Consider the following 24,828-nt stretch of genomic DNA (forward strand, 5'->3'; position numbering starts at 1 on the left):
CGGTGCGTACGGAACGCGTACGCACCCGGGAAAAGGGAGCGGTACGCGGGCTGCGGCCCGGAAAAGGGCTCAGGCAGCGAGTACGCAGGGCGGTCCACGGCGGACGACGGAGTGCACCAGCAGCGGCGGGCGGGGTGCGGGCGGATCACCGGCGCCCCGGCGGGCGGCCGGCCGCCGAGGGGCGGGCACCCGTACGCACAGCGCGACGGCGGCCAGCAGCGGGCGGAACGCGAAGTGGGCGACCGCGCCGAGCAACTGCGCCAGCGCCGCCTCGCCGCGGCGCAGCCAGGCGGCGGCCACCAGCCCGACCAGCAGATGCGCGACCAGCAGCAGCCACCCGGACCCGGCGGGGAAGGCGAGCAGCGGCCCGGCGCCCCGCCCGGAGAACTGCGCCAGCGGGGCACCGACGTCCCCGCCGCCGCAGAGCAGATCGATGCCCAGGGTGTGCAGCGGACCGGTCACCGGGCCGCCGGAGAGGCCGTAGCAGGCGTGCTGGCCGTAGCTGAAGACCGCGTCGGCGGCCAGTTCCAGCGGCAGCAGCAGGGCGGCGATCCGCCCGAAGCTCCGCTCGCCGCCGGCCAGCGCGTAGGCGAGGGCGAAGACCGCGCCCGAGACGACGGCGACGGTGGTGAGCGGCAGCGGCATCCGCGTCAGCAGCACATGGGACGCGGCGGACAGCGCCACGCACAGCGCTGTGAAAAGCGCCGCACGCACCGCCCGCAGGTGTGCCGCCGAGATGTCCATCGCCAGCGAGTGTGCCATGAACCCGCGCGAGCGGTCCCCGAGGGTGCGGGCCGGACGCCGTTCCCGGTGGCCGGTGGCCGGTTTCCGCAGCGTGCGGGCGGCTTCCGGGGTGGTGCGGCGGCCACCGGGGCGGGCGCCGCGGGGGATCGCCGCGAGCCGTCCGCCGCCCGTCCGCGGGGGCCGGACGGGCGGGCGCGCGCACCCGCGTCACGGGTCGCGGCGGAGCCGCGTTGTCGGTGCCGGGCCGTAGACTCCGAAGCTGCCCACACCTTCCGCGGTGCGGCGCCCCGGGCGCCGCCCGTAGCTCGTCGTGCCCCCGTCCGCCGCCCTTCTCCGGAGGTCTCCCGCCGTGACCAAGCCGCCCTTCACGCACCTGCACGTCCACACCCAGTACTCGCTGCTGGACGGTGCCGCGCGGCTCAAGGACATGTTCGCCGCGTGCAACGAGATGGGCATGACGCACATCGCCATGTCCGACCACGGCAACCTCCACGGCGCGTACGACTTCTTCCACTCCGCGCAGAAGGCGGGGGTCACCCCGATCATCGGCATCGAGGCGTACGTCGCCCCCGAGTCGCGGCGGCTCAAGCGCAAGGTGCAGTGGGGCCAGCCGCACCAGAAGCGCGACGACGTCTCCGGTTCCGGTGGGTACACCCACAAGACCATCTGGGCGGCGAACAAGACCGGGCTGCACAACCTCTTCCGCCTCTCCTCGGACGCCTACGCCGAGGGCTGGCTCCAGAAGTGGCCGCGGATGGACAAGGAGACCATCGCCCAGTGGTCCGAGGGCCTGATCGCCTCCACCGGCTGCCCCTCCGGCGAGCTCCAGACCCGGCTGCGGCTGGGCCAGTACGAGGAGGCCAGGAAGGCGGCGGGCGAGTACCAGGACATCTTCGGCAAGGAGCGGTACTTCCTGGAGCTGATGGACCACGGCATCGACATCGAGCGCCGGGTCCGCGAGGACCTCCTCAAGATCGGCAAGGAGCTGGGCATCCCGCCGCTGGTCACCAACGACTCGCACTACACCTACGCGCACGAGGCCACCGCCCACGACGCGCTGCTGTGCATCCAGACCGGCAAGAACCTCTCCGACCCCGACCGCTTCCGCTTCGACGGCACCGGCTATTACCTCAAGTCCACCGACGAGATGTACGCCATCGACTCCTCGGACGCCTGGCAGGAGGGGTGCCGCAACACCCTCCTGGTCGCCGAGCAGATCAACACCGACGGCATGTTCGAAAAGCGCGACCTCATGCCGAAGTTCGACATCCCCGAGGGCTACACCGAGGTCACCTGGTTCCAGGAAGAGGTCCGGCGCGGCATGGCCCGCCGCTTCCCCGGAGGCATCCCGGACGACCGCCAGAAGCAGGCGGAGTACGAGATGGACATCATCATCCAGATGGGGTTCCCCGGGTACTTCCTCGTCGTCGCCGACTTCATCATGTGGGCGAAGAACAACGGCATCGCGGTGGGCCCGGGCCGTGGCTCCGCGGCCGGTTCGATCGTCGCGTACGCCATGGGCATCACCGACCTCGACCCGATCGAGCACGGGCTGATCTTCGAGCGGTTCCTCAACCCCGAGCGCGTCTCCATGCCCGATGTCGACATCGACTTCGACGAGCGCAGGCGCGTCGAGGTGATCAGGTACGTCACGGAGAAGTACGGCGCCGACAAGGTCGCCATGATCGGCACCTACGGCAAGATCAAGGCGAAGAACGCCATCAAGGACTCCGCGCGCGTCCTGGGCTACCCGTACGCGATGGGTGACCGCCTCACCAAGGCGATGCCGGCCGACGTCCTCGGCAAGGGCATCGACCTCTCCGGCATCACCGACCCCAAGCACCCCCGCTACAGCGAGGCGGGCGAGATCCGCTCGATGTACGAGAACGAGCCGGACGTCAAGAAGGTCATCGACACCGCCAAGGGCGTCGAGGGGCTGGTCCGGCAGATGGGTGTGCACGCGGCGGGCGTGATCATGTCCAGCGAGCCGATCGTCGACCACGCCCCGGTCTGGGTGCGCCACACCGACGGCGTGACCATCACGCAGTGGGACTACCCCCAGTGCGAGTCGCTGGGCCTGCTGAAGATGGACTTCCTGGGCCTGCGCAACCTCACCATCATGGACGACGCCGTCAAGATGGTGGAGGCCAACAAGGGCATCAAGCTGGACCTCCTGGAGATCCCGCTGGACGACCCCAAGACGTACGAACTCCTCTGCCGCGGTGACACGCTCGGCGTCTTCCAGTTCGACGGCGGTCCGATGCGGTCGCTGCTGCGCCAGATGCAGCCCGACAACTTCGAGGACATTTCCGCCGTCTCGGCCCTGTACCGCCCGGGCCCGATGGGCATGAACTCCCACACCAACTACGCCGAGCGCAAGAACGGCCGCCAGGAGATCACCCCGATCCACCCGGAGCTGGAGGAGCCGCTCAAGGAGGTCCTGGGCCTGACCTACGGCCTCATCGTCTACCAGGAGCAGGTCCAGAAGGCCGCCCAGATCGTCGCCGGGTACTCGCTCGGCGAGGCCGACATCCTCCGCCGCGTGATGGGCAAGAAGAAGCCCGAGGAGCTGGAGAAGAACTTCGTCCTCTTCCAGGCGGGCGCCAAGAAGAACGGCTTCAGCGACCAGGCGATCCAGGCACTGTGGGACGTCCTGGTCCCGTTCGCCGGCTACGCGTTCAACAAGGCGCACTCCTCCGCGTACGGCCTGGTCACCTACTGGACCGCCTACCTCAAGGCCAACTACCCGGCCGAGTACATGTCCGCGCTGCTCACCTCGGTCCGTGACGACAAGGACAAGTCGGCGGTCTACCTGAACGAGTGCCGCCGCATGGGCATCAAGGTGCTGCCGCCGAACGTCAACGAATCGCTGGCCAACTTCGCCGCCCAGGGCGACGACGTGATCCTCTTCGGCCTCACCGCGGTCCGCAACGTCGGCCAGAACGTCGTCGATTCGATCATCCGGTGCCGCAAGGCCAAGGGGAAGTACACCTCCTTCCCCGACTACCTCGACAAGGTCGACGCGGTCGTCTGCAACAAGCGCACCACCGAATCGCTGATCAAGGCGGGCGCGTTCGACGAGATGGGCCACACCCGCAAGGGCCTCACCGCGCAGTACGAGCCGATGATCGACAACGTCGTGCAGGTCAAGCGCAAGGAGGCCGAGGGACAGTTCGACCTCTTCGGCGGCATGGGCGACGACAGCGGCGACGACGGCCCCGGCTTCGGCCTCGACGTCGAGTTCTCCGACGTCGAGTGGGACAAGACGTACCTGCTCGCCCAGGAGCGCGAGATGCTCGGCCTGTACGTCTCCGACCACCCGCTCTTCGGGCTGGAGCACGTCCTCTCCGACAAGGCGGACGCGGCGATCTCCCAGTTGACCGGCGGCGACTACTCCGACGGCTCGATCGTCACCATCGGCGGCATCATCTCCGGTCTCCAGCGGAAGATGACCAAGCAGGGCAACGCCTGGGCCATCGCCACCGTCGAGGACCTCGCCGGCTCCCTGGACTGCATGTTCTTCCCCGCCACCTACCAGCTCGTCTCCACCCAGCTCGTCGAGGACGCGGTGGTCTTCGTCAAGGGACGGCTCGACAAGCGCGAGGACGTGCCGCGGCTGGTCGCCATGGAGATGATGGTCCCCGACCTCTCGGAGGCGGGCGCCAACGCCCCCGTCACGATCACCATCCCGACGCTGAAGGTCACCCCGCCGCTGGTGGAGAAGCTCGGCGAGGTGCTGACCAGTCACCGCGGCTCCACCGAGGTACGGATCAAGCTCCAGGGCACCCGCAAGACCACGGTCCTCCGCCTCGACCGGCACCGCGTCACGCCCGACCCGTCGCTCTTCGGCGATCTGAAGGTGCTGCTCGGCCCGTCCTGCCTGGCCGGCTGAGAGCACACCGCACACCTTCGAGGGGCGCGCCCGCAGCGGGCGCGCCCCTCGACTTCCCTGCGGCGGACGTCCGTTGACCTCCGCCCGCGGCGGCGCTCACCGCGCCGCGTCACCTGTGTTCCGGATCAGTTGTGCCCGAAGCGCCGCTGGTGCTTGCGCGCGACATCCGCCGGGCTGCCCTGCGCCGTGTGCTGCTGCGAGTGCTGGATCGCCTCGATCGTCGACTTCTGCGCTTCCTCGCGGCCCTGCTGGGCCGGGCCGCCCCGCTGCTGCTTACTTCGGTCCTTCTTGTGCTTGGCCATGACCGTGCCTCCTGAGGGGGATCCTGTGATCGGGCCGTGACCAGACTTACACGCGGGACGAAACCCTGCATTTCCGGCAATTACCATGGGTGAGAAGGGGATCCGCGCGCCGCGCCCACCCCGCTCGCCCGCGGACCCGTCCAATCCGCCACGCCGAAGATCGAGTTCCGGCAGTTAACCCCCGTACGGTCGGGCAGACTCGAAGGAAAGCCGAAGGAAACTCGCACCGGGGGGCGATCGGACTTCAGCACCTCCAGGGAAGAGGGTGGATCGTGGATCGCTGCGTCGTCCTGGTGGACGCCGGGTACTTGCTCGGAGCCGCCGCCAGCCTGCTTGCCGGAGAGCCCGCGAGGTCCCGGATCACCGTCGATCACGCGGCCCTGATCCAGGGGCTGCGCCGCCGCGCCGAGGCCGACACCGAGCGGCCGCTGCTGCGGATCTACTGGTTCGACGGCGCCCCCGACCGCGTCCCGCAGCCCGAGCACCGCCGGCTGCGCGTGATGCCCCGCGTCACCGTCCGGCTCGGCGCCCTGACCCGCAGCGACGGCCGCTGGGCGCAGAAGGGCGTGGACGCTGCCATGCACGCCGAGCTGACCGAGCTGGCCCGTAACCGCGCCTGCTCCGACATCGTCCTGGTCACCGGCGACGGCGATCTGCTGCCCGGCCTGATGTCCGCCAAGGAGCACGGCGTCGCCGTCCACCTCTGGGCCGTCCAGGCCGCTGACGGCGACTACAACCAGTCCGAGGACTTGGTCGCCGAGGCCGACGAACGCCGCGTCCTGGACCGCGCCTGGATCACCCGCGCCATCCGCGCCAAGGAGCTGGGCGGCCCCTGCGCCCCGCCGCCCGCGCCCCGCCCGGAGATCGCCGCGATCCTCTCCGCGCCGCTGCCCGAGTCCGCGGTGGCCGCCGCCGCGGCCGCCGCGTCCCCCGCCCGCCCCGACGGCGACCGCCCCGGCACCGACCGCCCGGCACCGGCCACGCCCGCCCGGAACGGCGGCCGCGACACCGCCTCCGACACCAACGGCTCGCCCGCCGCCAAGGTCGTCCCCACCCCCAAGGATCTCGCCGGTCTCGGCCGCGCCCACGGCACCGCCCCGGCCTCCGCGGCGTCCCAGCAGCCCGCCCCGAGCGCCACCCTGCGCTGGTCGTCCGACCGCGGCTGGGTCGAGCGCGGCGGCCCCGCCGGCGAGCCCTCCGAGACCGCCTCGCTGCCCACCCTCGCCCAGCTCACCAGCGCCGAGCAGCGCTGGGCCGACCGCGAGGAGGACATCACCGCCGTCAGCGGCGACCCGTTCGAGGTCGGCCAGGTCTTCGCCCGCCGCTGGACCGAACGCCTCTCGGACACCGTCCACCTCCAGCAGCTCTCCACCGAGTACCCGCGCATCCCGCACCGCATCGACGGTGAACTGCTGCGCTACGCCGCCCGCTTCGGCCTCCTCGCCCACAAGGACGACCAGATCGACGAGCACGACCGGTACGCGATCCGCGCCGGGTTCTGGCGCGAGGTCGACGTGCGCACCGCCGCCGGGCACGTCCCCGCCGCCGACTGACCGCGCCGCGCCCGCCGCCCCGCGGGCCGGGAGCGGTCCGCGGGCGCGTACCCTCATAGCTCGTGAGCACGGGCACGGAACAGGCGGAACACGGCGGAACGGTCTGCGCCGTGCGGGACCTGATCAAGACGTACCCCGCGGTACGCGGGCGCCGGGGCGCGGCACGCACCCCCGAGGTACGCGCCAACGACGGCATCAGCCTCGACGTCCGCCGCGGAGAGATCTTCGGACTGCTCGGCCCCAACGGCGCAGGGAAGTCCACCCTCGTCCGCCAGCTCACCGGACTGCTCCGCCCGGACTCCGGCACCGTCCGCATCCTCGGCCACGACGTGGTCCGCCACCCCGACCGCGCCGCCCGGCTCCTGGGCTACCTCGGCCAGGAGTCCACCGCCCTCGACGAGATGACCGTCGCGCTGGCCGTGGAGACCACCGGCCGGCTGCGCGGGCTGGGGCCGCACGAGGCCCGCGCCGAGCGCGACGCCGTCCTCGCCGAACTCGCCCTCGACGCGCTCGCCGACCGCCCGCTGAAGAAGCTCTCCGGCGGCCAGCGCCGCCTCGCCTGCTTCGCCGCCGTCCTCACCGGCGACCGTCCGCTCCTCGTCCTGGACGAGCCGACCACCGGTATGGACCCGGTGGCCCGCCGTGCCGTCTGGGCCGCCGTCGACCGCCGCCGCGCCGACCGCGGCGCCACGGTGCTGCTGGTGACCCACAACGTCCTGGAGGCGGAGACCGTCCTGGACCGCGTCGCGGTGATCGACCGCGGTCAGGTCATCGCCTGCGACACGCCCGGCGGGCTGAAGGAGCGGGTCAGTGACGAGGTCCGGCTCGATCTGGTCTGGCGTGACCGGCCGCCGCTCGACGTCCCCGAGGTCGCGGCGCTGGAGCCCGCCGCGCGCGTCGCGGGCCGCCGCTGGACGCTGCGGCTGCCCGCCGACGCCGCCCGCGCCGCCGTCGCCGACGTCACCTCCGGTGCCGCCTTCGCGGCGCTCGACGATTTCACTCTCGCCACCCCGAGCCTGGAGGATGTCTACCTCGCGCTCGGCGGCCGCGCCGAGGGACTGGTCAAGGCGTGAACCGCCGGGCCGCCGAACCGAAAGGCAGAGTGAACGCGTGAGTGGGGTTTCCGCGCGAGCGGTGGCCGGGGCGGCACCGGCGGACGGGCGGGCGCGGCCCGGCGACGCCCCGGAGGCGCACCACGACCGGGAGCCGTGGCCCGCGCCGCTGGCCCCGCGCGCCCGGCTGCTGCCCGCGCTCGGCGCCGTCTACCGCGCGCAGCTCTCCCGCGCCCGGGTCGCCCGTATCCCGCTGCTCTTCGTCGCCACCTTCCAGTCCGTCGGGATCATGGTCCTGATGCGCGGGGTGGCCGACGGGCCCGCCGAGGCGCGGGCCGTGGTCGCCGGGTCCAGCGTGCTGGTCGTCGCCTTCGTCGCGCTCAACCTGCTGGCGCAGTACTTCGGGCAGTTGCGGGCGGGCGGCGGGCTCGACCACTACGCGACGCTGCCGGTGCCGCCCGCCGCCGTGGTGCTGGGCGCAGCCGCCGCGTACGCGTCGTTCACCGTCCCCGGCACGGTGGCCACGGCGGTCATCGGCTGCGTGCTGTTCCAGTTGCCGATGGCGCATCTGTGGGTGCTCGCCGCCGTGCTGCCGCTGGCCGGTGCGGCGCTCGCCGGGCTCGGCGCCTTCCTCGGGCTGCTCGCGCCGCGTCAGGAACTGGCGACGCTCTGCGGACAGCTCGGCATGTCGGCGGCGCTGCTGCTCGGGGTGCTGCCCGCCGAGCGGCTGCCCGCGGTCCTCGGTCTCGCCCGCGATCTGCTGCCGTCGACGTACGGCGTGGAGGCGCTGATCCGCACCTTCGACGCGGACCCGGACTGGCTGGTGGTCGCCGTCGACCTGGGTGTCTGCGCCGGGGTGGGGCTGCTCGCGCTGACCGCCGCGACCTGGGCGTTCCGCCGCGCGGCGACCCGCTGACGTACCACCGCCGCGGCGGCGGGCGCGGCCCGGCGCCGTCCTGCCGCCGGAGCCACCCCGCCCACCTGGCACGATGACGGGGTGACCGCACCGCTGACGCCACGCGACGACCAACCGTCCGACGAGCCGCCCACCCCGCCGACCGACACCGGCGCGGGGTCGTCGGCCACCCCGCCCGCGCATCCGCCGACCGGTGAGGCGTCCGACGGCCCGCCGCTCGGCCAGGAGCTGCGCGAGGCGGCGCTGACCGCCCTCGTCCTCGCGCTCATCGGCGCGCTGCTCGGCCTGCTCTGGCTCTGGCTGGCCCCGCGCGTCCCGCTGATCGCCAACACCCACAGCGTCTACCTCAAGGACACCGAGGGGGAGGAGGCGATCGGCGCCGACGGTGTCTTCCTGCTGCTCGCGGCCGGTTTCGGCATCGTCAGTACGGCCGTGCTGTTCCGGTTGCGCCGCCGCGGCGGGGTGCCGCTGGTGATCGCGCTGGCCGTCGGCGGACTCCTCGGCTCCGTCCTGGGCTGGCAGCTCGGCATGGTGCTCGGCCCGACCGACGACCTCGCCGCCCACGCCGTGCAGGTCGGCCCCGGCGTCGTCTTCGACGGACCGCTGCGCCTCCAGGCCATGGGCGTCCTGCTGGCCTGGCCGATCGCCGCGATGGTGACCCAGCTCGCCCTGACCGGTCTCCTCGCCCCCCGCGACGAGGAACTGCTGCCGGGGACACCGGTGCCGGGGGCGCCGGACCTGACGAAGGACGATCCGGCGGGCTGACGGCCCGGCGCGGTGACGGCCCGCCGGTGCGTACGCGGCGGCGGGCCGGAAGCAGCCGCGTACGGCGGGGATCGCCGCGTACAGGGCGGTCGCCGGACGCCGGGAGCGGCCGGACGCGGGCGTCCGGCCGCTGCCGCCGCGCACGGACCGGTCCGCCCGCTCAGCCCCGTCCGATCGGCGCCACCACGGCGCCGGTGAGGGTGACGAGGTCCGCGGGGGAGAGTTCGACCTCCAGGCCGCGGCGGCCGGCCGAGACGCAGATGGTGGGGCGGCCCTCGGCCGAGGCGTCCACGACCGTCCGCAGCCGCTTGCGCTGGCCCAGCGGGGAGATGCCGCCGCGGACGTAGCCGGTGCTCCGCTCGGCGGCGGCCGGATCGGCCATCGCGGCCCGCTTGCCGCCCACCGCCGCCGCCAGCGCCTTGAGGTCGAGGGAGCCGGAGACCGGCACCACCGCGACGGTCAGCGCGCCGTCGACGTCCGCCAGCAGCGTCTTGAACACCTGCTCGGGCGCGACCCCGAGCGCCTCGGCGGCCTCCTCGCCGTACGAGGCGGCGGCCGGATCGTGGGTGTAGGCGTGCACGGTGAAGGGCACGCCCGCGGCGGTCAGCGCGACCGTCGCCGGGGTGCCGCCCGCCGCGGCGTGCGTGCCCTGGGCCTTCTTCGACTTCTTGGACAACTCGTCGGCGCCTTGCGTTCGGGAACGGGGGAGGCGGGCTCGCGGGCCGCGGCGGATCAGTTGGGGCTGGTCGGCCGCCGGGTCAGATCCACCGCCGGCAGCGACGGGAGCTTACCGAGCACCGCCGACTCGCGGCGCAGGATCTCCAGCTCCTGGCCGAGCCGGTCCGCGGTGTCGGCCGCCGCCAGCAGCCGCTGCTTGGCCGGGACGTCGAGCACCGCCGCCGCGGCCACCAGGTACGACAGCACCGACGGATCGCCCGGCAGATCCTGCCCGCCGGCCAGCGTCCGCTCGTTCGCCCAGGCCAGCCGCTTCTGATACGTACGGAACGCCCGGACCACACCGGACGCCAGCGCGCCCGCGCCCTCGCCGCCGTCCTCGTCCAGCTCCTCGACCTCGGCGGTCAGATACGGCCCGGAGGCGTCCACCGACAGCAGCCGGAAGCGGGTGGTGCCGGTGGCCAGCACCTCGTAGCCGGAGTCCTCCTCGGGGGACTTCGGCCGGATCGTCGTCGCGTCGGCGACACAGCCGACGGTGTGGAACGCGGCCATCGGGTCGTCACCGAACCCGGCGGCGGGCCCGTCCGCGGCCGGCAGCGTGGCGTCCGGCATGCCCTGGGCGGTCGGTGCCACCTCGCGGCCGTCGCGGATCGCGATCACCCCGAACCGGCGCTCGTCCTCGGGCAGCTCACCGAGGTCGCGCATCAGCGCCCGGTAGCGGGCCTCGAAGACGTTCAGCGGGAGAACGAGTCCGGGGAAGAGCACCGAGTTGAGCGGGAAGAGCGGAAGCCGTACGGAGGTCACAGCGGGTAAGCCTAGAGGCTGGGCCGCGCCGCCCGGATGCGGGGAGCTACGCGGAGGGCGAAAGCCCCGGTGACGGCGGGTGCGGAGCGGGCGGGGAACGGGCCGCACCGCGTTCCCGGCGAGCGCCGCCCGGCGCCGCTCACCGCCCGTCCGCCCCCGCTACTGCCGCCGCAGCAGCCGTGACGCGCCCGCCGCGACCGTCGTCGCCAGGATCCAGCCGGCGATGATCAGCACCGCCGCCACCCACTGCGCGCCGCCGCGCGGGTTCCACGCCGCCCGCTGGCCGAGGTCGATCACCGGCAGCAGCAGATCCAGGACGTACAGGTACGGATTCCACGGCGGCGCCTCGTCCGCCTTGAGCGGCGGGGGCGGCGAGGAGGTGAAGAAGACCGTGCCCAGCGCCCACAGGATCGCCATCCACAGCGAGGCCCGCCCGGGGCGGTAGCCGTACGCCACCGTCCAGTCCTGGAGGTAGCCCCACGCCTTCCCGGCCAGCGGTAACGTCTCGCGCCGCCGCCGCTGCTTGGCCAGCAGCACCACCCGCGCGTCCGCGTCCTCGCCGCTGGAGCGCAGCGCCGTGGCGAGCATCTCGTACGGCTCCGGGGCGTACTCCGGGGTCGCCGCCGCCACCCACTGCAACCGCGCGGACAGCGGGAAGTGGCCCCGGGGGATCAGCGTCTCGTAGGCGAAACCGGCCATCTGGAGGCTGCCCGCGCCGGGCCAGCTCGCGGAGCGGTCGACGAGGTTGACGACCCGGGCACCGGAGACGATCACCCGGCCCCGCTGCGGCCGCTCCCCGAGGAACCGCAGCTCGGGCGTCTGGATACGGCGCAGCGACAGCTCCTGGTCGGACTCCATCACGAACCGCGCGTGCTCCAGATCGACCGCGTCGCCGAACCGCCCGTCGTCCAGCCGCATCCCGCCCTCGCACTCGAACCGCTGCATCCGCGTGCCGCGCGGCGGCGTGGTGACCGTGCCGTACGCCGGGGTGTGGACCGTGCCGAACGGCGGCGTGGCGCCGGAGGCGAACGGGGAGTTCACCAGGCCCGCGGCGGTCAGGTGCAAGGTGCGCTCGACGGTGAGCTGCGGGGCGTTCAGCGCGCGGCGGCCGAACGGGTTGCTCAGCCGGCTGCCGCGCAGACTCAGCGACCCGCCGACGGTCGTCCCGCGCAGCGACAGCTCGCCGTACGACTCCAGCATCTCGGCCTGGAGGTCCTGGGTGACGGTCATCCCGTCCGCCGTGATCGAGCGGCCCTGTCGGTCCTTGTGCACCACCGCCTGGCTCAGCAGCAGATCCGTGCCGATGTGCGCGTCCGTCAGCCGGACGCCGGAGAGCACCACGCACCGCGGCAGGTGCAGATCGCCCTCGGTGGTCAGCCGCGCCGCCTCCACCCGCGGCATCGCGCAGTTCACCAGCCGCAACGTCGTGAAGTGCGCCTCCGGCAGGACGACCTCGCCCTCGAACCGGCAGTCCCGCAGCTCCACGAATGGCTTGATAGAGCCGCCCGCGACGTCGAGGATGTCGGTGATGTACGCCCCGGTGACCTTCAGCGCCGAGACCCGTCCGGGCTGTGCCGGCGGCCCGTCGAGCAGCAGCAGTGCCAGCACCCGCGCGCGTATCCGGCGCTCCGGTCCCCACAGGTGGCGGCCGTGCGGATCGTCCCGGGCCGGATCCCCGATGTGCAGGTCACAGGTGCTGCCGTTGCGGAACGCCTGCCACATGCTCCATTCCGCCGACGTGAGCTGCAGATCCGCCGGTGCGTCCCCGTCCCCGGGTTCGAGCACGTCGCGTCCCCCTTCCGTTCGATGTCCGGATGCGCCCGCGTGTCGCCCGCCGTCCGCGCGCCACACCGGTACGCGGAGCGGGAACCGGGGGCGGGCGGCGGGACACGCCGAAGCCGTCATCCGGCCTTTGCCCGCCCCGTGACCTGTTGAACACGCGTGGTCAGGGCCAACTCCGGTCAACTTCACGGGCCCGTCCGCAGCGCATTGTGCGGTGTATCACTGGGTGATACGGCGGGCCGGGCCGGAGGGCGGGTCTGAGACACTGGGAGGGTGATCTCCCGAATCGATCTGCGCGGTGACGCCCTTCCCGAGGGCGGCGCCCTGCGCGACCTGCTGCCCCGTGCCGAGTTCGACGTGGAAGCCGCCCTGGAGAAGGTGCGGCCCATCTGCGAGGACGTACGCCATCGCGGCACCGCCGCGCTGATCGACTGCGCGCGGCGGTTCGACGGTGTCGAGATCGAGCGGGTCCGGGTCCCGGCGGAGGCGATCGAGCGGGCCCTGGCCGAGCTGGACCCGGCCGTCCGCGCCGCCCTGGAGGAGTCCATCCGGCGCGCCCGCCTCGTCCACCGCGAACAGCGCCGTACGGACACCACCACCAAGGTCGTCCCCGGCGGCACGGTCACCGAGCGCTGGGTGCCGGTCGAGCGGGTCGGGCTGTACGTCCCCGGTGGCCGCGCGGTCTACCCGTCGTCCGTCGTGATGAACGTCGTCCCCGCCCAGGAGGCCGGGGTCGAGGGCGTCGCGATCAGCTCGCCGCCGCAGAAGGAGTTCGGGGGCCTGCCGCACCCGACGATCCTCGCCGCCTGCGCCCTGCTCGGCGTCGACGAGGTCTACGCCGCCGGTGGCGCCCAGGCCATCGCGATGTTCGCGTACGGCACCGACGAGTGCCGCCCGGTCAACCTCGTCACCGGCCCCGGCAACATCTACGTCGCCTCCGCCAAGCGCCTGCTCAAGGGCCGGATCGGCATCGACGCCGAGGCCGGGCCCACCGAGATCGCGGTGCTCGCCGACGCCACCGCCGACGCCCGCCACGTCGCCGCCGACCTGATCAGCCAGGCCGAGCACGACACCCTCGCCGCCGCCGTCCTCGTCACCGACTCCGCCGAGCTGGCCGAGGCGGTCGAGGCCGAGCTGAAGACGCAGACGGCCGCCACCAAGCACACCGAGCGGATCACCGAGGCGCTGGCCGGACAGCAGTCCGCGATCGTCCTCGTCGACGGTCTCGACGACGGGCTGACGGTCGTCGACGCGTACGGCGCCGAGCACCTGGAGATCCAGACCGCCGACGCCCCGGCCGTCGCCGCCCGGGTCCGCAACGCCGGCGCGGTCTTCGTCGGTCCGTACGCCCCGGTCTCGCTGGGCGACTACTGCGCCGGCTCCAACCACGTCCTGCCGACGGGCGGCTGCGCCTGCCACTCCTCGGGCCTGTCCGTGCAGTCGTTCCTGCGCGGCATCCATGTCGTGGACTACTCCCGCGACGCGCTGGCCGAGGTCGCCCACCATGTGGTGACCCTCGCCGAGGCCGAGGATCTCCCGGCCCACGGCGCCGCGCTGAAGGCCCGGTTCGACTGGAAGGTCCCGCAGAGCAAGTGACGAACAGCCCCGACGCGTTCCCCTGGGACGCGCTCCCCATCCGGGACGAACTGCGCGGCAAGACCCCGTACGGCGCCCCGCAACTGGACGTACCGGTCCGGCTGAACACCAACGAGAACCCCTACCCGCTCCCCGAGGAGCTGGTCCGGCGGATCGCCGAGCGGGTCGCCGACGCCGCCCGCGACCTCAACCGCTACCCGGACCGCGACGCCGTCGAGCTCCGCACCGAGCTGGCCCGCTACCTCACCCGCACCGGCGGCCACCCGGTCACCGCGGAGCAGGTCTGGGCGGCCAACGGCTCCAACGAGGTCCTCCAGCAGTTGCTGCAGACCTTCGGCGGTCCCGGCCGCGCGGCCCTCGGCTTCGAGCCCTCGTACTCCATGCACGGGCTGATCTCCCGCGGCACCGGCACCGAGTGGATCTCCGGACCGCGCCACGACGACTTCACCATCGACGTCGCGGCGGCCACGGCGCTCATCGCCGAGCGCCGCCCGGACGTGGTCTTCATCTGCTCGCCGAACAACCCGACCGGCACCGCCGTCGACGCGGAGACGGTCCTCGCGCTGTACGACGCCGCGCAGGCGGCGCGAGCGGCGACCGGCGGCGCGCTGGTGGTGATCGACGAGGCGTACGGCGAGTTCAGCCACCGGCGCTCGCTGCTGCCGCTGATCGAAGGGCGGCGCAACCTCGTCGTCTCGCGGACCATGTCGAAGGCGTTCGGCGCCGCCGGGCTCCGCCTGGGCTACCTCGCCGCCGACCCCGCCGTGGTCGGCGCCGTCCAGCTCGTCCGGCTGCCCTACCACCTCTCCGCCGTGACCCAGGCGACCGCGCTGGCCGCCCTGGAGCACACCGACACCCTGCTGAAGTACGTCGAGCAGTTGAAGGCCGAACGCGACCGTCTGGTGGCGGAGTTGCGCGCGGCGGGCTGCGAGGTCGTCGACTCCGACGCCAACTTCGTGCAGTTCGGCCGGTTCGACGGCGCGGGCGGCGCGCACGCCGCCTGGCAGGCCCTCCTCGACCGGGGCGTCCTGGTCCGGGACAACGGTGTGCCGGGCTGGCTGCGGGTCACCGCGGGAACCCCGGCCGAGAACGACGCGTTCCTCGAAGCGGTACGCCAGATCATGAAGGAGCCAAGCGCATGAGCCGCGTCGGACGCGTCGAGCGCACGACCAAGGAAACCTCGGTGCTCGTCGAGATCGACCTCGACGGTACGGGCCAGGTCGATGTGTCAACGGGTGTCGGTTTCTACGACCACATGCTCGACCAGCTCGGGCGCCACGGTCTCTTCGACCTCACCGTCAAGACCGACGGTGACCTGCACATCGACACCCACCACACCATCGAGGACACCGCCCTCGCGCTCGGCGCCGCCTTCCGGCAGGCGCTCGGCGACAAGGTGGGCATCTACCGCTTCGGCAACTGCACCGTGCCGCTCGACGAGTCCCTCGCGCAGGTCACCGTCGACCTCTCCGGCCGCCCGTACCTCGTGCACACCGAGCCGGAGAACATGGCGCCGATGATCGGCACCTACGACACGACGATGACCCGGCACATCTTCGAATCCTTCGTGGCCCAGGCACAGATCGCCCTGCACATCCACGTCCCGTACGGCCGCAACGCCCACCACATCGTGGAGTGCCAGTTCAAGGCGCTGGCGCGGGCGTTGCGGTACGCCAGCGAACGCGACCCGCGCGCCGCCGGAATCCTCCCCTCCACGAAGGGTGCCCTGTGAACGGCCTGTCGACCGTCTTCATCCTGGTCGGTCTCTTCCTCGTCGGCGGCATCTACTCCTTCTGGAAGCAGAAGATGCCCCGCAGCCTGATCACGCTGCTGTCCATCGGCGCGGCGATGTGCCTCGTCGCCGGGGTGATGCGGCTGGAGGTGTGGAATTGACGGCCGCGAAGAAGGTCGTGGTCTTCGACTACGGCTTCGGTAACGTCCGCTCCGCCGAGCGCGCGCTGGCCCGTGCCGGCGCCGATGTGGAGATCACCGGCGACTACGACCGCGCGATGAACGCCGACGGGCTGCTCGTCCCCGGCGTCGGCGCGTTCGCCGCCTGCATGAAGGGGCTGCGCGACGCGCGCGGCGACTGGATCGTCGGCCGCCGCCTCTCCGGCGGCCGCCCGGTCATGGGCATCTGCGTCGGCATGCAGATCCTCTTCGCCCGCGGCATCGAGCACGGCGTGGAGGCCGAGGGCCTCGACGAGTGGCCCGGCACCGTCGGCCCGCTCAAGGCCGACGTCGTCCCGCACATGGGCTGGAACACCGTCGAGGCGGCCGACGGCTCGCGTCTCTTCGCCGGTCTGGACGCGGACGCCCGCTACTACTTCGTCCACTCGTACGCGGCGCACGACTGGGAGCTGGAGATCGGCAACCCGCACATCGCCGCCCCCAAGGTCAGTTGGGCCACCCACGGTGCGCCCTTCGTGGCCGCGGTCGAGAACGGCCCGCTGTGGGCCACGCAGTTCCACCCCGAGAAGTCCGGCGATGCCGGAGCCCAACTGCTGAGCAATTGGATCGAGACCCTGTGATGGCCCACCCGAAGCTCGAACTCCTCCCCGCCGTCGACGTCCGCGACGGCCAGGCCGTCCGCCTGGTGCACGGCGAGTCCGGCTCCGAGACCTCCTACGGCGACCCGCTCCAGGCGGCGCTGGCCTGGCAGCAGGCCGGTGCCGAGTGGCTGCACCTCGTCGACCTCGACGCGGCGTTCGGCACCGGCGACAACCGCGCGCAGATCGCCGAGGTGGCCCGCGCCATGGACATCAAGGTCGAGCTGTCCGGCGGGATCCGCGACGACGCCTCGTTGGAGGCGGCGCTCGCCACCGGCTGCCGCCGCGTCAACCTCGGCACCGCCGCGCTGGAGGCCCCCGAGTGGGTCGCCAAGGTCATCGCCGAGCACGGCGACAAGATCGCGGTGGGTCTGGACGTCCGCGGCACCACGCTCCGCGGCCGTGGCTGGACCCGCGACGGCGGTGACCTCTACGAGACGCTGGCCCGCCTCGACTCCGAGGGCTGCGCCCGCTACGTCGTCACCGACATCAACAAGGACGGCACGCTCCAGGGCCCCAATGTCGAGCTGCTGAAGAACGTCTGCGCGGCCACCGACCGCCCCGTCGTCGCCTCCGGCGGCGTCTCCTCCCTCGACGACCTGCGGACGCTGGCGTCCCTGGTGCCCGAGGGCGTGGAGGGCGCGATCGTCGGCAAGGCGCTCTACGCGAAGGCGTTCACCCTTCAAGAGGCGCTCGCGGCAGTGTCGTGACCGGATGACCGAAAGGCGGCGTGATGACCATCGAGCGGGTACGGACGGACAGTCCCTGGGAAGAGGCGATCGGCTTCGCCCGCGCGGTGGCCGCCGGTGACCGGGTCCTGGTCGCCGGCACGCTGCCGCTCGCCGGCGGCGTGCTCCAGGGCGAGGGCGATCCGTACGAACAGACGAAGGCCGCCTTCGGCAACGCCCTGGCGGCCCTGGAACCGTTCGGGCTGGACGCCTCCGCCGTCCTGCGCACCCGGATGTATCTGACCCACGCGCGGGACGTGGACGCCGTCGGCCGGGCCCACCGGGAGATCTTCGGCGCCGCGCCGCCGGCCGCGACCCTCGTCGTGGTCTCCGGCTTCGTCGACTCCCGCGTCCTGGTCGAAGTAGAACTGGAAGCCTTCAAGCAACCGGAAGGCTTCACGCAACCCGAAGCCTCCAAGCAACCGGAAGGCTTCACGCACCCCTCCGAAGGAGCCTGACGCCATGACCTTGGCGGTCCGAGTCATCCCCTGCCTGGACGTCGACAACGGCCGGGTCGTCAAGGGCGTGAACTTCCAGAACCTGCGCGACGCGGGCGACCCCGTCGAGATGGCGCGGATCTACGGTGAGGAGGGCGCCGACGAGCTGACCTTCCTCGACATCACCGCCTCCTCCGGCAACCGCGAGACCACCTATGACGTGGTCCGCCGCACCGCCGAGCAGGTCTTCATCCCGCTGACCGTCGGCGGCGGGGTGCGCACCGCCGAGGACGTCGACAAGCTGCTGCGGGCCGGCGCCGACAAGGTCGGTGTGAACACCGCGGCGCTCGCCCGGCCCGAGCTGATCCGGGAGATCGCGGAGCGGTTCGGCAGCCAGGTGCTGGTGCTCTCCGTCGATGCCCGCCGGGTGCCGTCCGACGACGGCGCCACGTCCTTCGAGGTGACCACGCACGGCGGGCGCCGCTCCGCCGGGGTCGACGCCGTCGAGTGGGCGCACCGCGCGGCGGAGCTGGGCGCCGGGGAGATCCTGCTGAACTCCATGGACGCCGACGGCACCAAGGACGGCTACGACACGGAGATGATCGAGGCGGTCCGCAAGCACGTCTCCGTCCCCGTCATCGCCTCCGGCGGCGCGGGCCGCCTCGCCGACTTCGCCCCCGCCGTGGCCGCCGGCGCCGACGCGGTCCTCGCCGCCTCCGTCTTCCACTTCGGCGACCTGCGCATCGGCGAGGTCAAGGGCGCCCTGCGGGAGGCGGGCCACCCGGTGCGCTGAGGCCGGGAGCCGGCCGGTGCCGTCGGCCCGCCGGGCCCGGTGGGGGAGGCGGTGCCGGGGGCCGTACGGGCCGGGACCGACCCGTAAGGGGAAAGCGGGCCGCAGGGGGAAGCAAGCTCAGCCGGACGCGGCGCCGTGGCTCCGAGCGCGGCCGAGCCGCGAGCCCGGCCGGACGCGGCGCCGTGGCTCCGAGCGCGGCCGACACGCAAGCCCGGCCGGACGCGGGACCGTGGCTCCGAGCGCGACTGAGCCGCGAGCCCGGCCGGACGCGGGACCGTGGCTCCGAGCGCGACTGAGCCGCGAGCCCGGCCCGCCCCCACGCCCTCACACCTCCACGTGGCGACCGCCCCGCCCTCAGACCCCCAGCTCCGCCTGCCGGGCGCCCGCCACCGCCTCCGGGTCGCCGGTCAGTTCCACGTCCACGGCCTGCTGGCGGCCGAAGGCGAAGAGGGTCAGCTCGCCGGGCTCGCCGACGACCGTCACCACCGGGGTGCCCCGGTGGGCCACCGCGGTCCGTCCGTCCGGGCGCCGCAGCACCAGGCCCACCGGCGACTTCCGGCCCAGCAGCTTCGCCATCTTCTCCAGCCGCGTCCACAGCGCGTCCGCGAAGACCGGGTCCACCTCCCGCGCCGCCCAGTCCGGCTGCGCCCGCCGTACGTCCTCGGCGTGGACGTAGAACTCGACGGTGTTCGACGCCTCGTCGATCTGCTTCAGCGCGAACGGCGACATCCGCGGCGGGCCGCTGCGGATCAGCCCCAGCAGCTCGTCGTACGGCTTCGCGGCGAACTCCGCCTGGACCCGTTCCAGCCGGGCCGCCAGCGGCTTGAGCAGCAGGCCGCCCGCCGCGTCCGCCCGGCGCTCGCGCACCACCACATGGGCCGCCAGATCGTGGGTGCGCCAGCCCTCGCAGAGCGTCGGCGCGTCGGGACCGGCGCTCTCCAACAGGTCGGCGAGCAGGAGCCGTTCACGCTTCGCATGGGTCGACATACGGTCAGCCTACGACCGGCCCCGCCGCCCTGCCACGCACGGGCGGCCCGCGCCACCGGACCCGCACGGCACAATGGCCCCATGAGCAGCCGCGCCACCGACACCACCGCCACCGACCCGCGGGACCGGACCGCCCCGGACGGCCCCGCGGCCCCCGGCAGCACCGCCCTCGACCCCGCCGTCGCCGCCCGCCTCAAGCACGGCGCGGACGGTCTCGTCCCGGCCATCGCCCAGCAGTACGGCACCGGCGAGGTCCTCATGCTCGGCTGGATGGACGACGAGGCGCTGCACCGCACCCTCACCACCGGCCGCTGCACCTACTGGTCCCGCAGCCGCCGCGAGTACTGGGTCAAGGGCGACACCTCCGGCCACGTCCAGCGCGTCCGCTCGGTCGCCCTCGACTGCGACGCCGACACCGTCCTCGTCACCGTCGAGCAGACCGGCGCCGCCTGCCACACCGGGGCCCGTACCTGCTTCGACGCCGACGTGTTGCTCACGGACGGCGACCAGTAGGCTCCGCTGCCATGACCACGGGAACCACCGGCACCGCCACACCGGACCTCGACAGCTTCCGCACCTTCGCCAAGGACCGCCGGGTCATCCCCGTCACCCGGCGCCTGCTGGCCGACGGCGACACCCCGGTGGGCCTCTACCGCAAACTCGCCGGGGAGCGCCCCGGCACCTTCCTCCTGGAATCCGCCGAGAACGGCCGGACGTGGTCGCGGTACTCGTTCATCGGCGTCCGCAGCGCCGCCACCCTCACCGCCCGCGACGGCGAGGCCCACTGGCTGGGCACCCCGCCCGTCGGCATGCCCTCCGGCGGCGACCCGCTGGCCGCGCTCCGCGCCACCGTCGAGGCCCTGCACACCCCGCGTGACCTGCTTCAGGACGCCGGTCTGCCGCCCTTCACCGGCGGCATGGTCGGCTACCTCGGCTACGACGTCGTCCGCCGTCTGGAGAAGATCGGCGAGCGGACCGAGGACGACCTCGGGCTGCCGGAGCTGACCATGCTCCTCACCTCCGACCTCGCCGTCCTCGACCACTGGAACGGCACCGTCCTCCTCATCGCCAACGCGATCAACCACAACGACCTCGACACCGGCGTCGACGAGGCGTACGCGGACGCCGTCGCCCGCCTCGACGCGATGGCCGACGACCTCGCCCGCCCGGCGCCCGCGAGCGCCGCCGCGCTGCCGCCGTCGGAGCTGCCGCCGTTCACCGCCGAGTGGGGCGGCGCCGCCTACCAGGACGCCGTCGAGGACATCAAGGAGCGCATCCGCGCCGGTGAGGCGTTCCAGGTGGTGCCCTCGCAGCGCTTCGAGACGCCGTGCACGGCGAGCGCCCTCGACGTCTACCGGGTGCTGCGGGCCACCAACCCCAGCCCGTACATGTACCTCTTCCGCTTCGCCGCCGACGGTGACCGCGGCGCCTTCGACGTGGTCGGCTCCAGCCCCGAGGCGCTGGTCAAGGTCGAGGACGGCCGCGCCATGGTGCACCCCATCGCGGGGACCCGCCCGCGCGGCGCGGGCGTCCAGGAGGACCAGGCCCTCGCCGACGAGCTGCTGGCCGACCCCAAGGAGCGCGCCGAGCACCTGATGCTCGTCGACCTGGGCCGCAACGACCTGGGCCGGGTCTGCGCGCCGGGCAGCGTCGAGGTCGTCGACTTCATGTCGGTGGAGCGCTACAGCCACGTCATGCACCTGGTCTCCACCGTCACCGGCACCGTCGCCGAGGGCCGCACCGCCTTCGACGTCCTCACCGCCTGCTTCCCCGCGGGCACCCTCTCCGGCGCGCCCAAGCCCCGCGCCCTGCAGATCATCGAGGAGCTGGAGCCGACCCGCCGCGGGCTGTACGGCGGCTGCGTCGGCTACCTCGACTTCGCCGGCGACTCCGACACCGCCATCGCCATCCGCACCGCCCTGCTGCGCGAAGGCACCGCGTACGTGCAGGCCGGTGCGGGCGTCGTCGCCGACTCCGACCCGGTCGCCGAGGACACCGAGTGCCGCAACAAGGCCGCCGCCGTGCTGCGCGCCGTCCACACCGCCAACCGCCTCGGCGGCTGACCTCGCGCGCCCCCGAGCCGCCCGCGGCACCGGCCACCCCGTGGCCCGGCCGTCGCGGGCGGTGCGCGATAGTGGGGGAGTGAGTGCCGCAACCCAGCCCCCCGCCGCCACCGCGCCCGCGCCCACCGCCCGGCCCCGCAGCGCCCGGCGCAGCCTCGCCGCAGCCCTGCTGCTGGGCGCCGCCGGTTCCGCTCTCGTCCTGCTCGCCTCGGGCCGGGTCTGGTCCCGGGGCACCGCCGCCCTCGCCCAGGGCGATCTGCCGCGCTCGGTGACCGGCTCGGACGTCACGGGCGTCCCCGCCGCGCTGGCCGTCGTCGGCCTCGCCGCGCTGGTCGCGGTCTTCGCGGTACGGCGCGCCGGACGGTACGCCGTCGCCGCCCTCCTCGCCCTCAGCGGCGCGGGCACCGCGCTCGCCGCGGCGCTCGGCCACGGCGACACCACCGCACTGCGCGAACAGGCCGCCACCGCCGTCGGACTGAGCGGTACGGATGTGCATCACGTCACGCACAGCCTCTGGCCGTGGGTCTCCTTCGCGGGCGGCGTACTGCTGCTGACCGCCGGTCTCCTCGCGCTCCTCTTCGGCCGCCACTGGCCCGCGATGTCGGGCCGTTACGAGCGCACGGCGGGCGGCGCGCGCCCGCCGCGCCGGGCCGCCGCGCCGGTGGACCCGGACCGTCCCGAGGAGCTGTGGAAGTCGCTCGACCGGGGCGAGGACCCCACCCGGTAACGGCGTTTCCCCCGGCATCGGTGACAATGGACGACGAGGTATCACCGCGCCCCGATCCGGCGCGACAGAGCTACGAGGAGCACTCATGTCGAGCAGTGGCCACGGACACACCCCCGCCGCCTGGACCGGCGTCATCATCTCGTTCATCGGCTTCTGCGTCGCGGGCGCCTTCACGGTCCTGGCCAACGTGCCGGGCTTCTGGGCCGGCATCGTCCTCATCGGTCTCGGCGCCGTCGTCGGCGGTGTGATGCGCGTCGCCGGCCTCGGCTCGCAGCCCAAGCGCTCCGCCGCCCCGGTCGCCGTGGCCCAGCCCCAGGAGGGCTGACCCGCGTGGCGCCCCGCCCGGCGCCACACCCCGCACCTGCGAAGGCGCCGCTTCCCGGTCGCCGTCCGCCGTACCCCGTACGGCTGCCGGGAAGCGGCGCCTTCGCGTATCCCCCGGGACAATCGGCGGGGTGAACGCACCCGTGGCCCCGCCCCGGCCCGCAGCCTCCCGCCCCGCGCCGCCCGGTGGCCGCCCGGGAGCGCCGCGCCGCCTCGCCGCCCCGCTGGGCACGGCCGCCGCCGCGGTCGCCGCCTTCGGCTACGTCGGCGCCGTCGACCCGAACCGCCCCGGCCACTACCCGGTCTGCCCGCTGCTGCACCTGACCGGCCTGTACTGCCCGGCCTGCGGAGGGCTGCGCAGCGCCCACGCGGTGGCCCACGGCGAGCTGCCCGCCGCGCTCGGCGCCAACGCCGTGGCGGTGGCCGGGTACGCGCTCTGCGCGGTGTTCTGGGCGGTCTGGACGGTGCGCGCGGCGCGCGGGCTGCCGACCGCCGGGCCGCGCCCGCGCCCCGTCCACTGGTGGTCGGTGGCCGCCGTCCTCGCGCTCTTCACCGTCGTCCGCAATCTTCCCTTCGGCCTCTTCCTGCGGCCCTGACCTGGGGCGCCGCTGTCCAGGTCGTGGGACGGCAGCGGCCGGGTGCCCGACCTGCGGCCGCGGCCGGATACCATCGGAAGTGCCTACGGGGAGTACCGCTCGCCGCCGGCGCCCGTCCCCTCCACCGCTTCAGAAGGAGGCCGCTCGCGTGAGTGTGCTCGACGAGATCATCGACGGAGTCCGCGCCGACCTCGCCGAGCGGCAGGCGCGCGTCAGCCTCGACGAGCTGAAGGAGCGCGCCCGCGCCGCCCGCCCGGCCAAGGACGGCGTCGCCGCCCTCAAGGGCGAGAGCGTGACGGTCATCTGCGAGGTCAAGCGCTCCAGCCCCTCCAAGGGCGCGCTGGCCGCCATCGCCGACCCGGCGGGCCTCGCCGCCGACTACGAGGCGGGCGGCGCCGCGGTGATCTCCGTCCTCACCGAGCAGCGCAAGTTCGGCGGCTCGCTCGCCGACCTCGAAGCGGTCCGCGCCCGGGTCGACATCCCGGTGCTGCGCAAGGACTTCATCGTCACCGCCTACCAGCTCTGGGAGGCCCGTGCGTACGGCGCCGACCTCGCGCTGCTGATCGTCGCCGCGCTGGAGCAGGAGGCGCTGGTCTCGCTCATCGAGCGGGCCGAGTCGATCGGCCTGACGCCGCTGGTCGAGGCGCACGACGAGGAGGAGGTCGAGCGCGCGGTGGCCGCCGGCGCCAAGATCATCGGCGTGAACGCGCGCAACCTCAAGACCCTGGAGGTCGACCGCGGCAACTTCGCCCGGATCGCCCCCGAGATCCCCGACCACATCGTCAAGATCGCCGAGTCGGGCGTGCGCGGCCCGCACGACCTGATCGCGTACGCCAACGACGGCGCGGACGCCGTTCTCGTCGGCGAATCGCTGGTCACCGGCAAGGACCCGCGCACCGCCGTCGCCGATCTGGTCGCGGCCGGCTCCCACCCCGCGATCCGGCACGGCCGGGCCTGAGGACGGAAAACCACCCCATGACCGCCACCGGCACCCACCGCACCGCCCGGGAGCAGTTCCCGGGCGCGTCCGGCGTGCCCGGTGGCAGCGAGACGCCTGACGGCCCCGGCCCCGGCGGTCTCGCCCTCACCGGCCACGGACCCGCTCCGGTGTGCCGCATCCGCCGGGTACCGCGCCGCGCGGCCGTCCGCTGCGCGCTGCCGCCCTGGCACCGCGGCTGCCGGGCCCCCGCGCGCCGGGTGCACGGCCGCCGGGTCAGGTACCACATCGGCTCCGAGCCCGGCCAGACCAACGGCATGCGATGGCGCCGGGGGCCCGTGCGCTGACGCGTGCGCGGCCCCGGCGGCCGGTGCGTGGCGGTACGCCGCCGCGGGCCGCCGGTGTGCCGTCCGGCGGGAAGCCGTGGCCGGATCTCCGGCCGGGTGCCTCCTGCCGGTGTCCTCATGGGCCGGTCGCCCGTTAGACAGCGCGCGGCGCCCGCACGGTACGGGGACGCCCGGTGGCCGTGACCGGCACCGGGCCCTTCACCGGCCATCCGGCGGACGCCCGACGGCCGTACGGCCACCGGGAGCCCGTACCCCGGAG

Annotated in this window: 26 protein-coding genes; 20 read left to right on the forward strand and 6 right to left on the reverse strand. The window is 73.6% G+C overall.

The window, feature by feature from the left end:
• Positions 1-69: 69 nt before the first annotated feature.
• Positions 70-762, reverse strand: a complete 693-nt coding sequence (locus tag ACGH2B_RS21785) for a hypothetical protein (RefSeq protein ID WP_399092385.1) — start codon at positions 760-762, stop codon at positions 70-72.
• A 331-nt stretch (positions 763-1,093) separates the two neighbouring features.
• On the opposite strand from ACGH2B_RS21785, the gene dnaE reads away from it, so the two are divergent.
• The gene (dnaE, locus tag ACGH2B_RS21790) at positions 1,094-4,636 is read left to right on the forward strand and encodes a DNA polymerase III subunit alpha (protein ID WP_399092388.1); all 3,543 of its coding nucleotides are present in this window, start codon (positions 1,094-1,096) and stop codon (positions 4,634-4,636) included.
• 125 nt (positions 4,637-4,761) lie between these two features.
• Here dnaE and ACGH2B_RS21795 read toward each other — a convergent pair whose 3' ends face one another.
• Positions 4,762-4,938, reverse strand: coding sequence for a hypothetical protein (locus tag ACGH2B_RS21795; RefSeq protein WP_399092390.1), 177 nt, complete (start codon positions 4,936-4,938; stop codon positions 4,762-4,764).
• A gap of 272 nt (positions 4,939-5,210) precedes the next feature.
• Between ACGH2B_RS21795 and ACGH2B_RS21800 the strand changes: the two genes are divergently transcribed.
• The 4 genes from ACGH2B_RS21800 to ACGH2B_RS21815 all read left to right on the forward strand — a co-directional run bounded on the left by ACGH2B_RS21800 (position 5,211) and on the right by ACGH2B_RS21815 (position 9,224).
• Positions 5,211-6,491 (forward strand): NYN domain-containing protein, encoded by a 1,281-nt coding sequence (locus ACGH2B_RS21800; protein ID WP_399092393.1) that lies wholly within the window; start codon positions 5,211-5,213, stop codon positions 6,489-6,491.
• A 62-nt stretch (positions 6,492-6,553) separates the two neighbouring features.
• Positions 6,554-7,564: an ABC transporter ATP-binding protein gene (locus ACGH2B_RS21805; protein WP_399092396.1), complete on the forward strand. Its 1,011-nt coding sequence runs from the start codon at positions 6,554-6,556 to the stop codon at positions 7,562-7,564.
• Between the two features lie 37 nt (positions 7,565-7,601).
• Positions 7,602-8,459, forward strand: coding sequence for an ABC transporter permease (locus ACGH2B_RS21810; RefSeq protein WP_399092399.1), 858 nt, complete (start codon positions 7,602-7,604; stop codon positions 8,457-8,459).
• 81 nt (positions 8,460-8,540) lie between these two features.
• Positions 8,541-9,224: an ABC transporter permease gene (locus tag ACGH2B_RS21815; RefSeq protein WP_399092402.1), complete on the forward strand. Its 684-nt coding sequence runs from the start codon at positions 8,541-8,543 to the stop codon at positions 9,222-9,224.
• A 160-nt stretch (positions 9,225-9,384) separates the two neighbouring features.
• Here ACGH2B_RS21815 and ybaK read toward each other — a convergent pair whose 3' ends face one another.
• The 3 genes from ybaK to ACGH2B_RS21830 all read right to left on the reverse strand — a co-directional run bounded on the left by ybaK (position 9,385) and on the right by ACGH2B_RS21830 (position 12,488).
• A complete protein-coding gene (gene ybaK, locus ACGH2B_RS21820) occupies positions 9,385-9,900 on the reverse strand; it encodes a Cys-tRNA(Pro) deacylase (RefSeq protein ID WP_399092405.1) in 516 nt (171 codons plus the stop codon).
• Positions 9,901-9,956: 56 nt separating this feature from the next.
• Complete coding sequence (locus tag ACGH2B_RS21825) at positions 9,957-10,703, reverse strand: LON peptidase substrate-binding domain-containing protein (RefSeq protein WP_399092408.1); 747 nt, start codon at positions 10,701-10,703, stop codon at positions 9,957-9,959.
• A gap of 159 nt (positions 10,704-10,862) precedes the next feature.
• A complete protein-coding gene (locus ACGH2B_RS21830) occupies positions 10,863-12,488 on the reverse strand; it encodes an oxidoreductase (protein WP_399092411.1) in 1,626 nt (541 codons plus the stop codon).
• 270 nt (positions 12,489-12,758) lie between these two features.
• Between ACGH2B_RS21830 and hisD the strand changes: the two genes are divergently transcribed.
• The 8 genes from hisD to hisF are packed head-to-tail and all read left to right on the forward strand — an operon-like array spanning position 12,759 to position 18,588.
• Complete coding sequence (gene hisD, locus ACGH2B_RS21835; protein WP_399092414.1) at positions 12,759-14,081, forward strand: histidinol dehydrogenase; 1,323 nt, start codon at positions 12,759-12,761, stop codon at positions 14,079-14,081.
• Entirely contained in the window at positions 14,078-15,223 is a 1,146-nt protein-coding gene (locus ACGH2B_RS21840) for a histidinol-phosphate transaminase (RefSeq protein WP_399092418.1), read from the forward strand. The genes hisD and ACGH2B_RS21840 overlap by 4 nt, the downstream gene beginning before the upstream one ends.
• Complete coding sequence (hisB, locus tag ACGH2B_RS21845; protein ID WP_399092421.1) at positions 15,220-15,813, forward strand: imidazoleglycerol-phosphate dehydratase HisB; 594 nt, start codon at positions 15,220-15,222, stop codon at positions 15,811-15,813. Before ACGH2B_RS21840 ends, hisB begins: the two co-directional genes overlap by 4 nt.
• On the forward strand, positions 15,810-15,974 hold the full coding sequence (locus tag ACGH2B_RS21850) for a hypothetical protein (RefSeq protein WP_399092424.1): 165 nt from the start codon (positions 15,810-15,812) through the stop codon (positions 15,972-15,974). Before hisB ends, ACGH2B_RS21850 begins: the two co-directional genes overlap by 4 nt.
• On the forward strand, positions 15,965-16,612 hold the full coding sequence (gene hisH / locus ACGH2B_RS21855) for an imidazole glycerol phosphate synthase subunit HisH (protein ID WP_399092427.1): 648 nt from the start codon (positions 15,965-15,967) through the stop codon (positions 16,610-16,612). Before ACGH2B_RS21850 ends, hisH begins: the two co-directional genes overlap by 10 nt.
• Positions 16,612-17,340, forward strand: coding sequence for a bifunctional 1-(5-phosphoribosyl)-5-((5-phosphoribosylamino)methylideneamino)imidazole-4-carboxamide isomerase/phosphoribosylanthranilate isomerase PriA (gene priA, locus ACGH2B_RS21860; RefSeq protein WP_399092430.1), 729 nt, complete (start codon positions 16,612-16,614; stop codon positions 17,338-17,340). The genes hisH and priA overlap by 1 nt, the downstream gene beginning before the upstream one ends.
• A 23-nt stretch (positions 17,341-17,363) precedes the next feature.
• Positions 17,364-17,816: a RidA family protein gene (locus ACGH2B_RS21865; protein ID WP_399092433.1), complete on the forward strand. Its 453-nt coding sequence runs from the start codon at positions 17,364-17,366 to the stop codon at positions 17,814-17,816.
• Positions 17,817-17,820: 4 nt separating this feature from the next.
• Complete coding sequence (gene hisF / locus ACGH2B_RS21870; protein ID WP_399092437.1) at positions 17,821-18,588, forward strand: imidazole glycerol phosphate synthase subunit HisF; 768 nt, start codon at positions 17,821-17,823, stop codon at positions 18,586-18,588.
• Between the two features lie 354 nt (positions 18,589-18,942).
• Here hisF and ACGH2B_RS21875 read toward each other — a convergent pair whose 3' ends face one another.
• Positions 18,943-19,575 carry a TIGR03085 family metal-binding protein gene (locus ACGH2B_RS21875; RefSeq protein WP_399092440.1) on the reverse strand — a complete coding sequence of 211 codons (633 nt, stop codon included), beginning with the start codon at positions 19,573-19,575 and terminating at the stop codon, positions 18,943-18,945.
• Positions 19,576-19,656: 81 nt separating this feature from the next.
• Between ACGH2B_RS21875 and hisI the strand changes: the two genes are divergently transcribed.
• From hisI to trpM, 7 genes are all read left to right on the forward strand, one after another.
• Complete coding sequence (gene hisI, locus ACGH2B_RS21880) at positions 19,657-20,088, forward strand: phosphoribosyl-AMP cyclohydrolase (RefSeq protein WP_399092443.1); 432 nt, start codon at positions 19,657-19,659, stop codon at positions 20,086-20,088.
• An 11-nt stretch (positions 20,089-20,099) separates the two neighbouring features.
• Complete coding sequence (locus tag ACGH2B_RS21885; protein ID WP_399092446.1) at positions 20,100-21,638, forward strand: anthranilate synthase component I; 1,539 nt, start codon at positions 20,100-20,102, stop codon at positions 21,636-21,638.
• Positions 21,639-21,717: 79 nt separating this feature from the next.
• Complete coding sequence (locus ACGH2B_RS21890; RefSeq protein WP_399092449.1) at positions 21,718-22,365, forward strand: TIGR02234 family membrane protein; 648 nt, start codon at positions 21,718-21,720, stop codon at positions 22,363-22,365.
• A gap of 85 nt (positions 22,366-22,450) precedes the next feature.
• Positions 22,451-22,690 (forward strand): HGxxPAAW family protein, encoded by a 240-nt coding sequence (locus ACGH2B_RS21895; protein WP_399092452.1) that lies wholly within the window; start codon positions 22,451-22,453, stop codon positions 22,688-22,690.
• Between the two features lie 130 nt (positions 22,691-22,820).
• On the forward strand, positions 22,821-23,285 hold the full coding sequence (locus ACGH2B_RS21900; RefSeq protein WP_399092455.1) for a DUF2752 domain-containing protein: 465 nt from the start codon (positions 22,821-22,823) through the stop codon (positions 23,283-23,285).
• 148 nt (positions 23,286-23,433) lie between these two features.
• Complete coding sequence (gene trpC, locus ACGH2B_RS21905; protein WP_399092458.1) at positions 23,434-24,243, forward strand: indole-3-glycerol phosphate synthase TrpC; 810 nt, start codon at positions 23,434-23,436, stop codon at positions 24,241-24,243.
• Positions 24,244-24,260: 17 nt separating this feature from the next.
• Positions 24,261-24,569, forward strand: a complete 309-nt coding sequence (gene trpM, locus ACGH2B_RS21910; RefSeq protein ID WP_399092461.1) for a tryptophan biosynthesis modulator TrpM — start codon at positions 24,261-24,263, stop codon at positions 24,567-24,569.
• Positions 24,570-24,828 lie beyond the last annotated feature (259 nt).

Source organism: Streptomyces sp. BBFR2, assembly GCF_044497305.1.
GTDB lineage: Bacteria > Actinomycetota > Actinomycetes > Streptomycetales > Streptomycetaceae > Streptomyces.

Bases quoted from the DNA above. Each gene is read 5' to 3' on its own strand.
- hisB (WP_399092421.1), top strand. From the start codon at position 15,220: ATGAGCCGCGTCGGACGCGTCGAGCGCACGACCAAGGAAACCTCGGTG.
- ACGH2B_RS21785 (WP_399092385.1), bottom strand. From the start codon at position 762: ATGGCACACTCGCTGGCGATGGACATCTCGGCGGCACACCTGCGGGCG.
- hisI (WP_399092443.1), top strand. From the start codon at position 19,657: ATGAGCAGCCGCGCCACCGACACCACCGCCACCGACCCGCGGGACCGG.
- priA (WP_399092430.1), top strand. From the start codon at position 16,612: ATGGCCCACCCGAAGCTCGAACTCCTCCCCGCCGTCGACGTCCGCGAC.
- ACGH2B_RS21865 (WP_399092433.1), top strand. From the start codon at position 17,364: ATGACCATCGAGCGGGTACGGACGGACAGTCCCTGGGAAGAGGCGATC.
- ACGH2B_RS21895 (WP_399092452.1), top strand. From the start codon at position 22,451: ATGTCGAGCAGTGGCCACGGACACACCCCCGCCGCCTGGACCGGCGTC.
- ACGH2B_RS21795 (WP_399092390.1), bottom strand. From the start codon at position 4,938: ATGGCCAAGCACAAGAAGGACCGAAGTAAGCAGCAGCGGGGCGGCCCG.
- ACGH2B_RS21875 (WP_399092440.1), bottom strand. From the start codon at position 19,575: ATGTCGACCCATGCGAAGCGTGAACGGCTCCTGCTCGCCGACCTGTTG.
- hisF (WP_399092437.1), top strand. From the start codon at position 17,821: ATGACCTTGGCGGTCCGAGTCATCCCCTGCCTGGACGTCGACAACGGC.
- ACGH2B_RS21885 (WP_399092446.1), top strand. From the start codon at position 20,100: ATGACCACGGGAACCACCGGCACCGCCACACCGGACCTCGACAGCTTC.
- trpM (WP_399092461.1), top strand. From the start codon at position 24,261: ATGACCGCCACCGGCACCCACCGCACCGCCCGGGAGCAGTTCCCGGGC.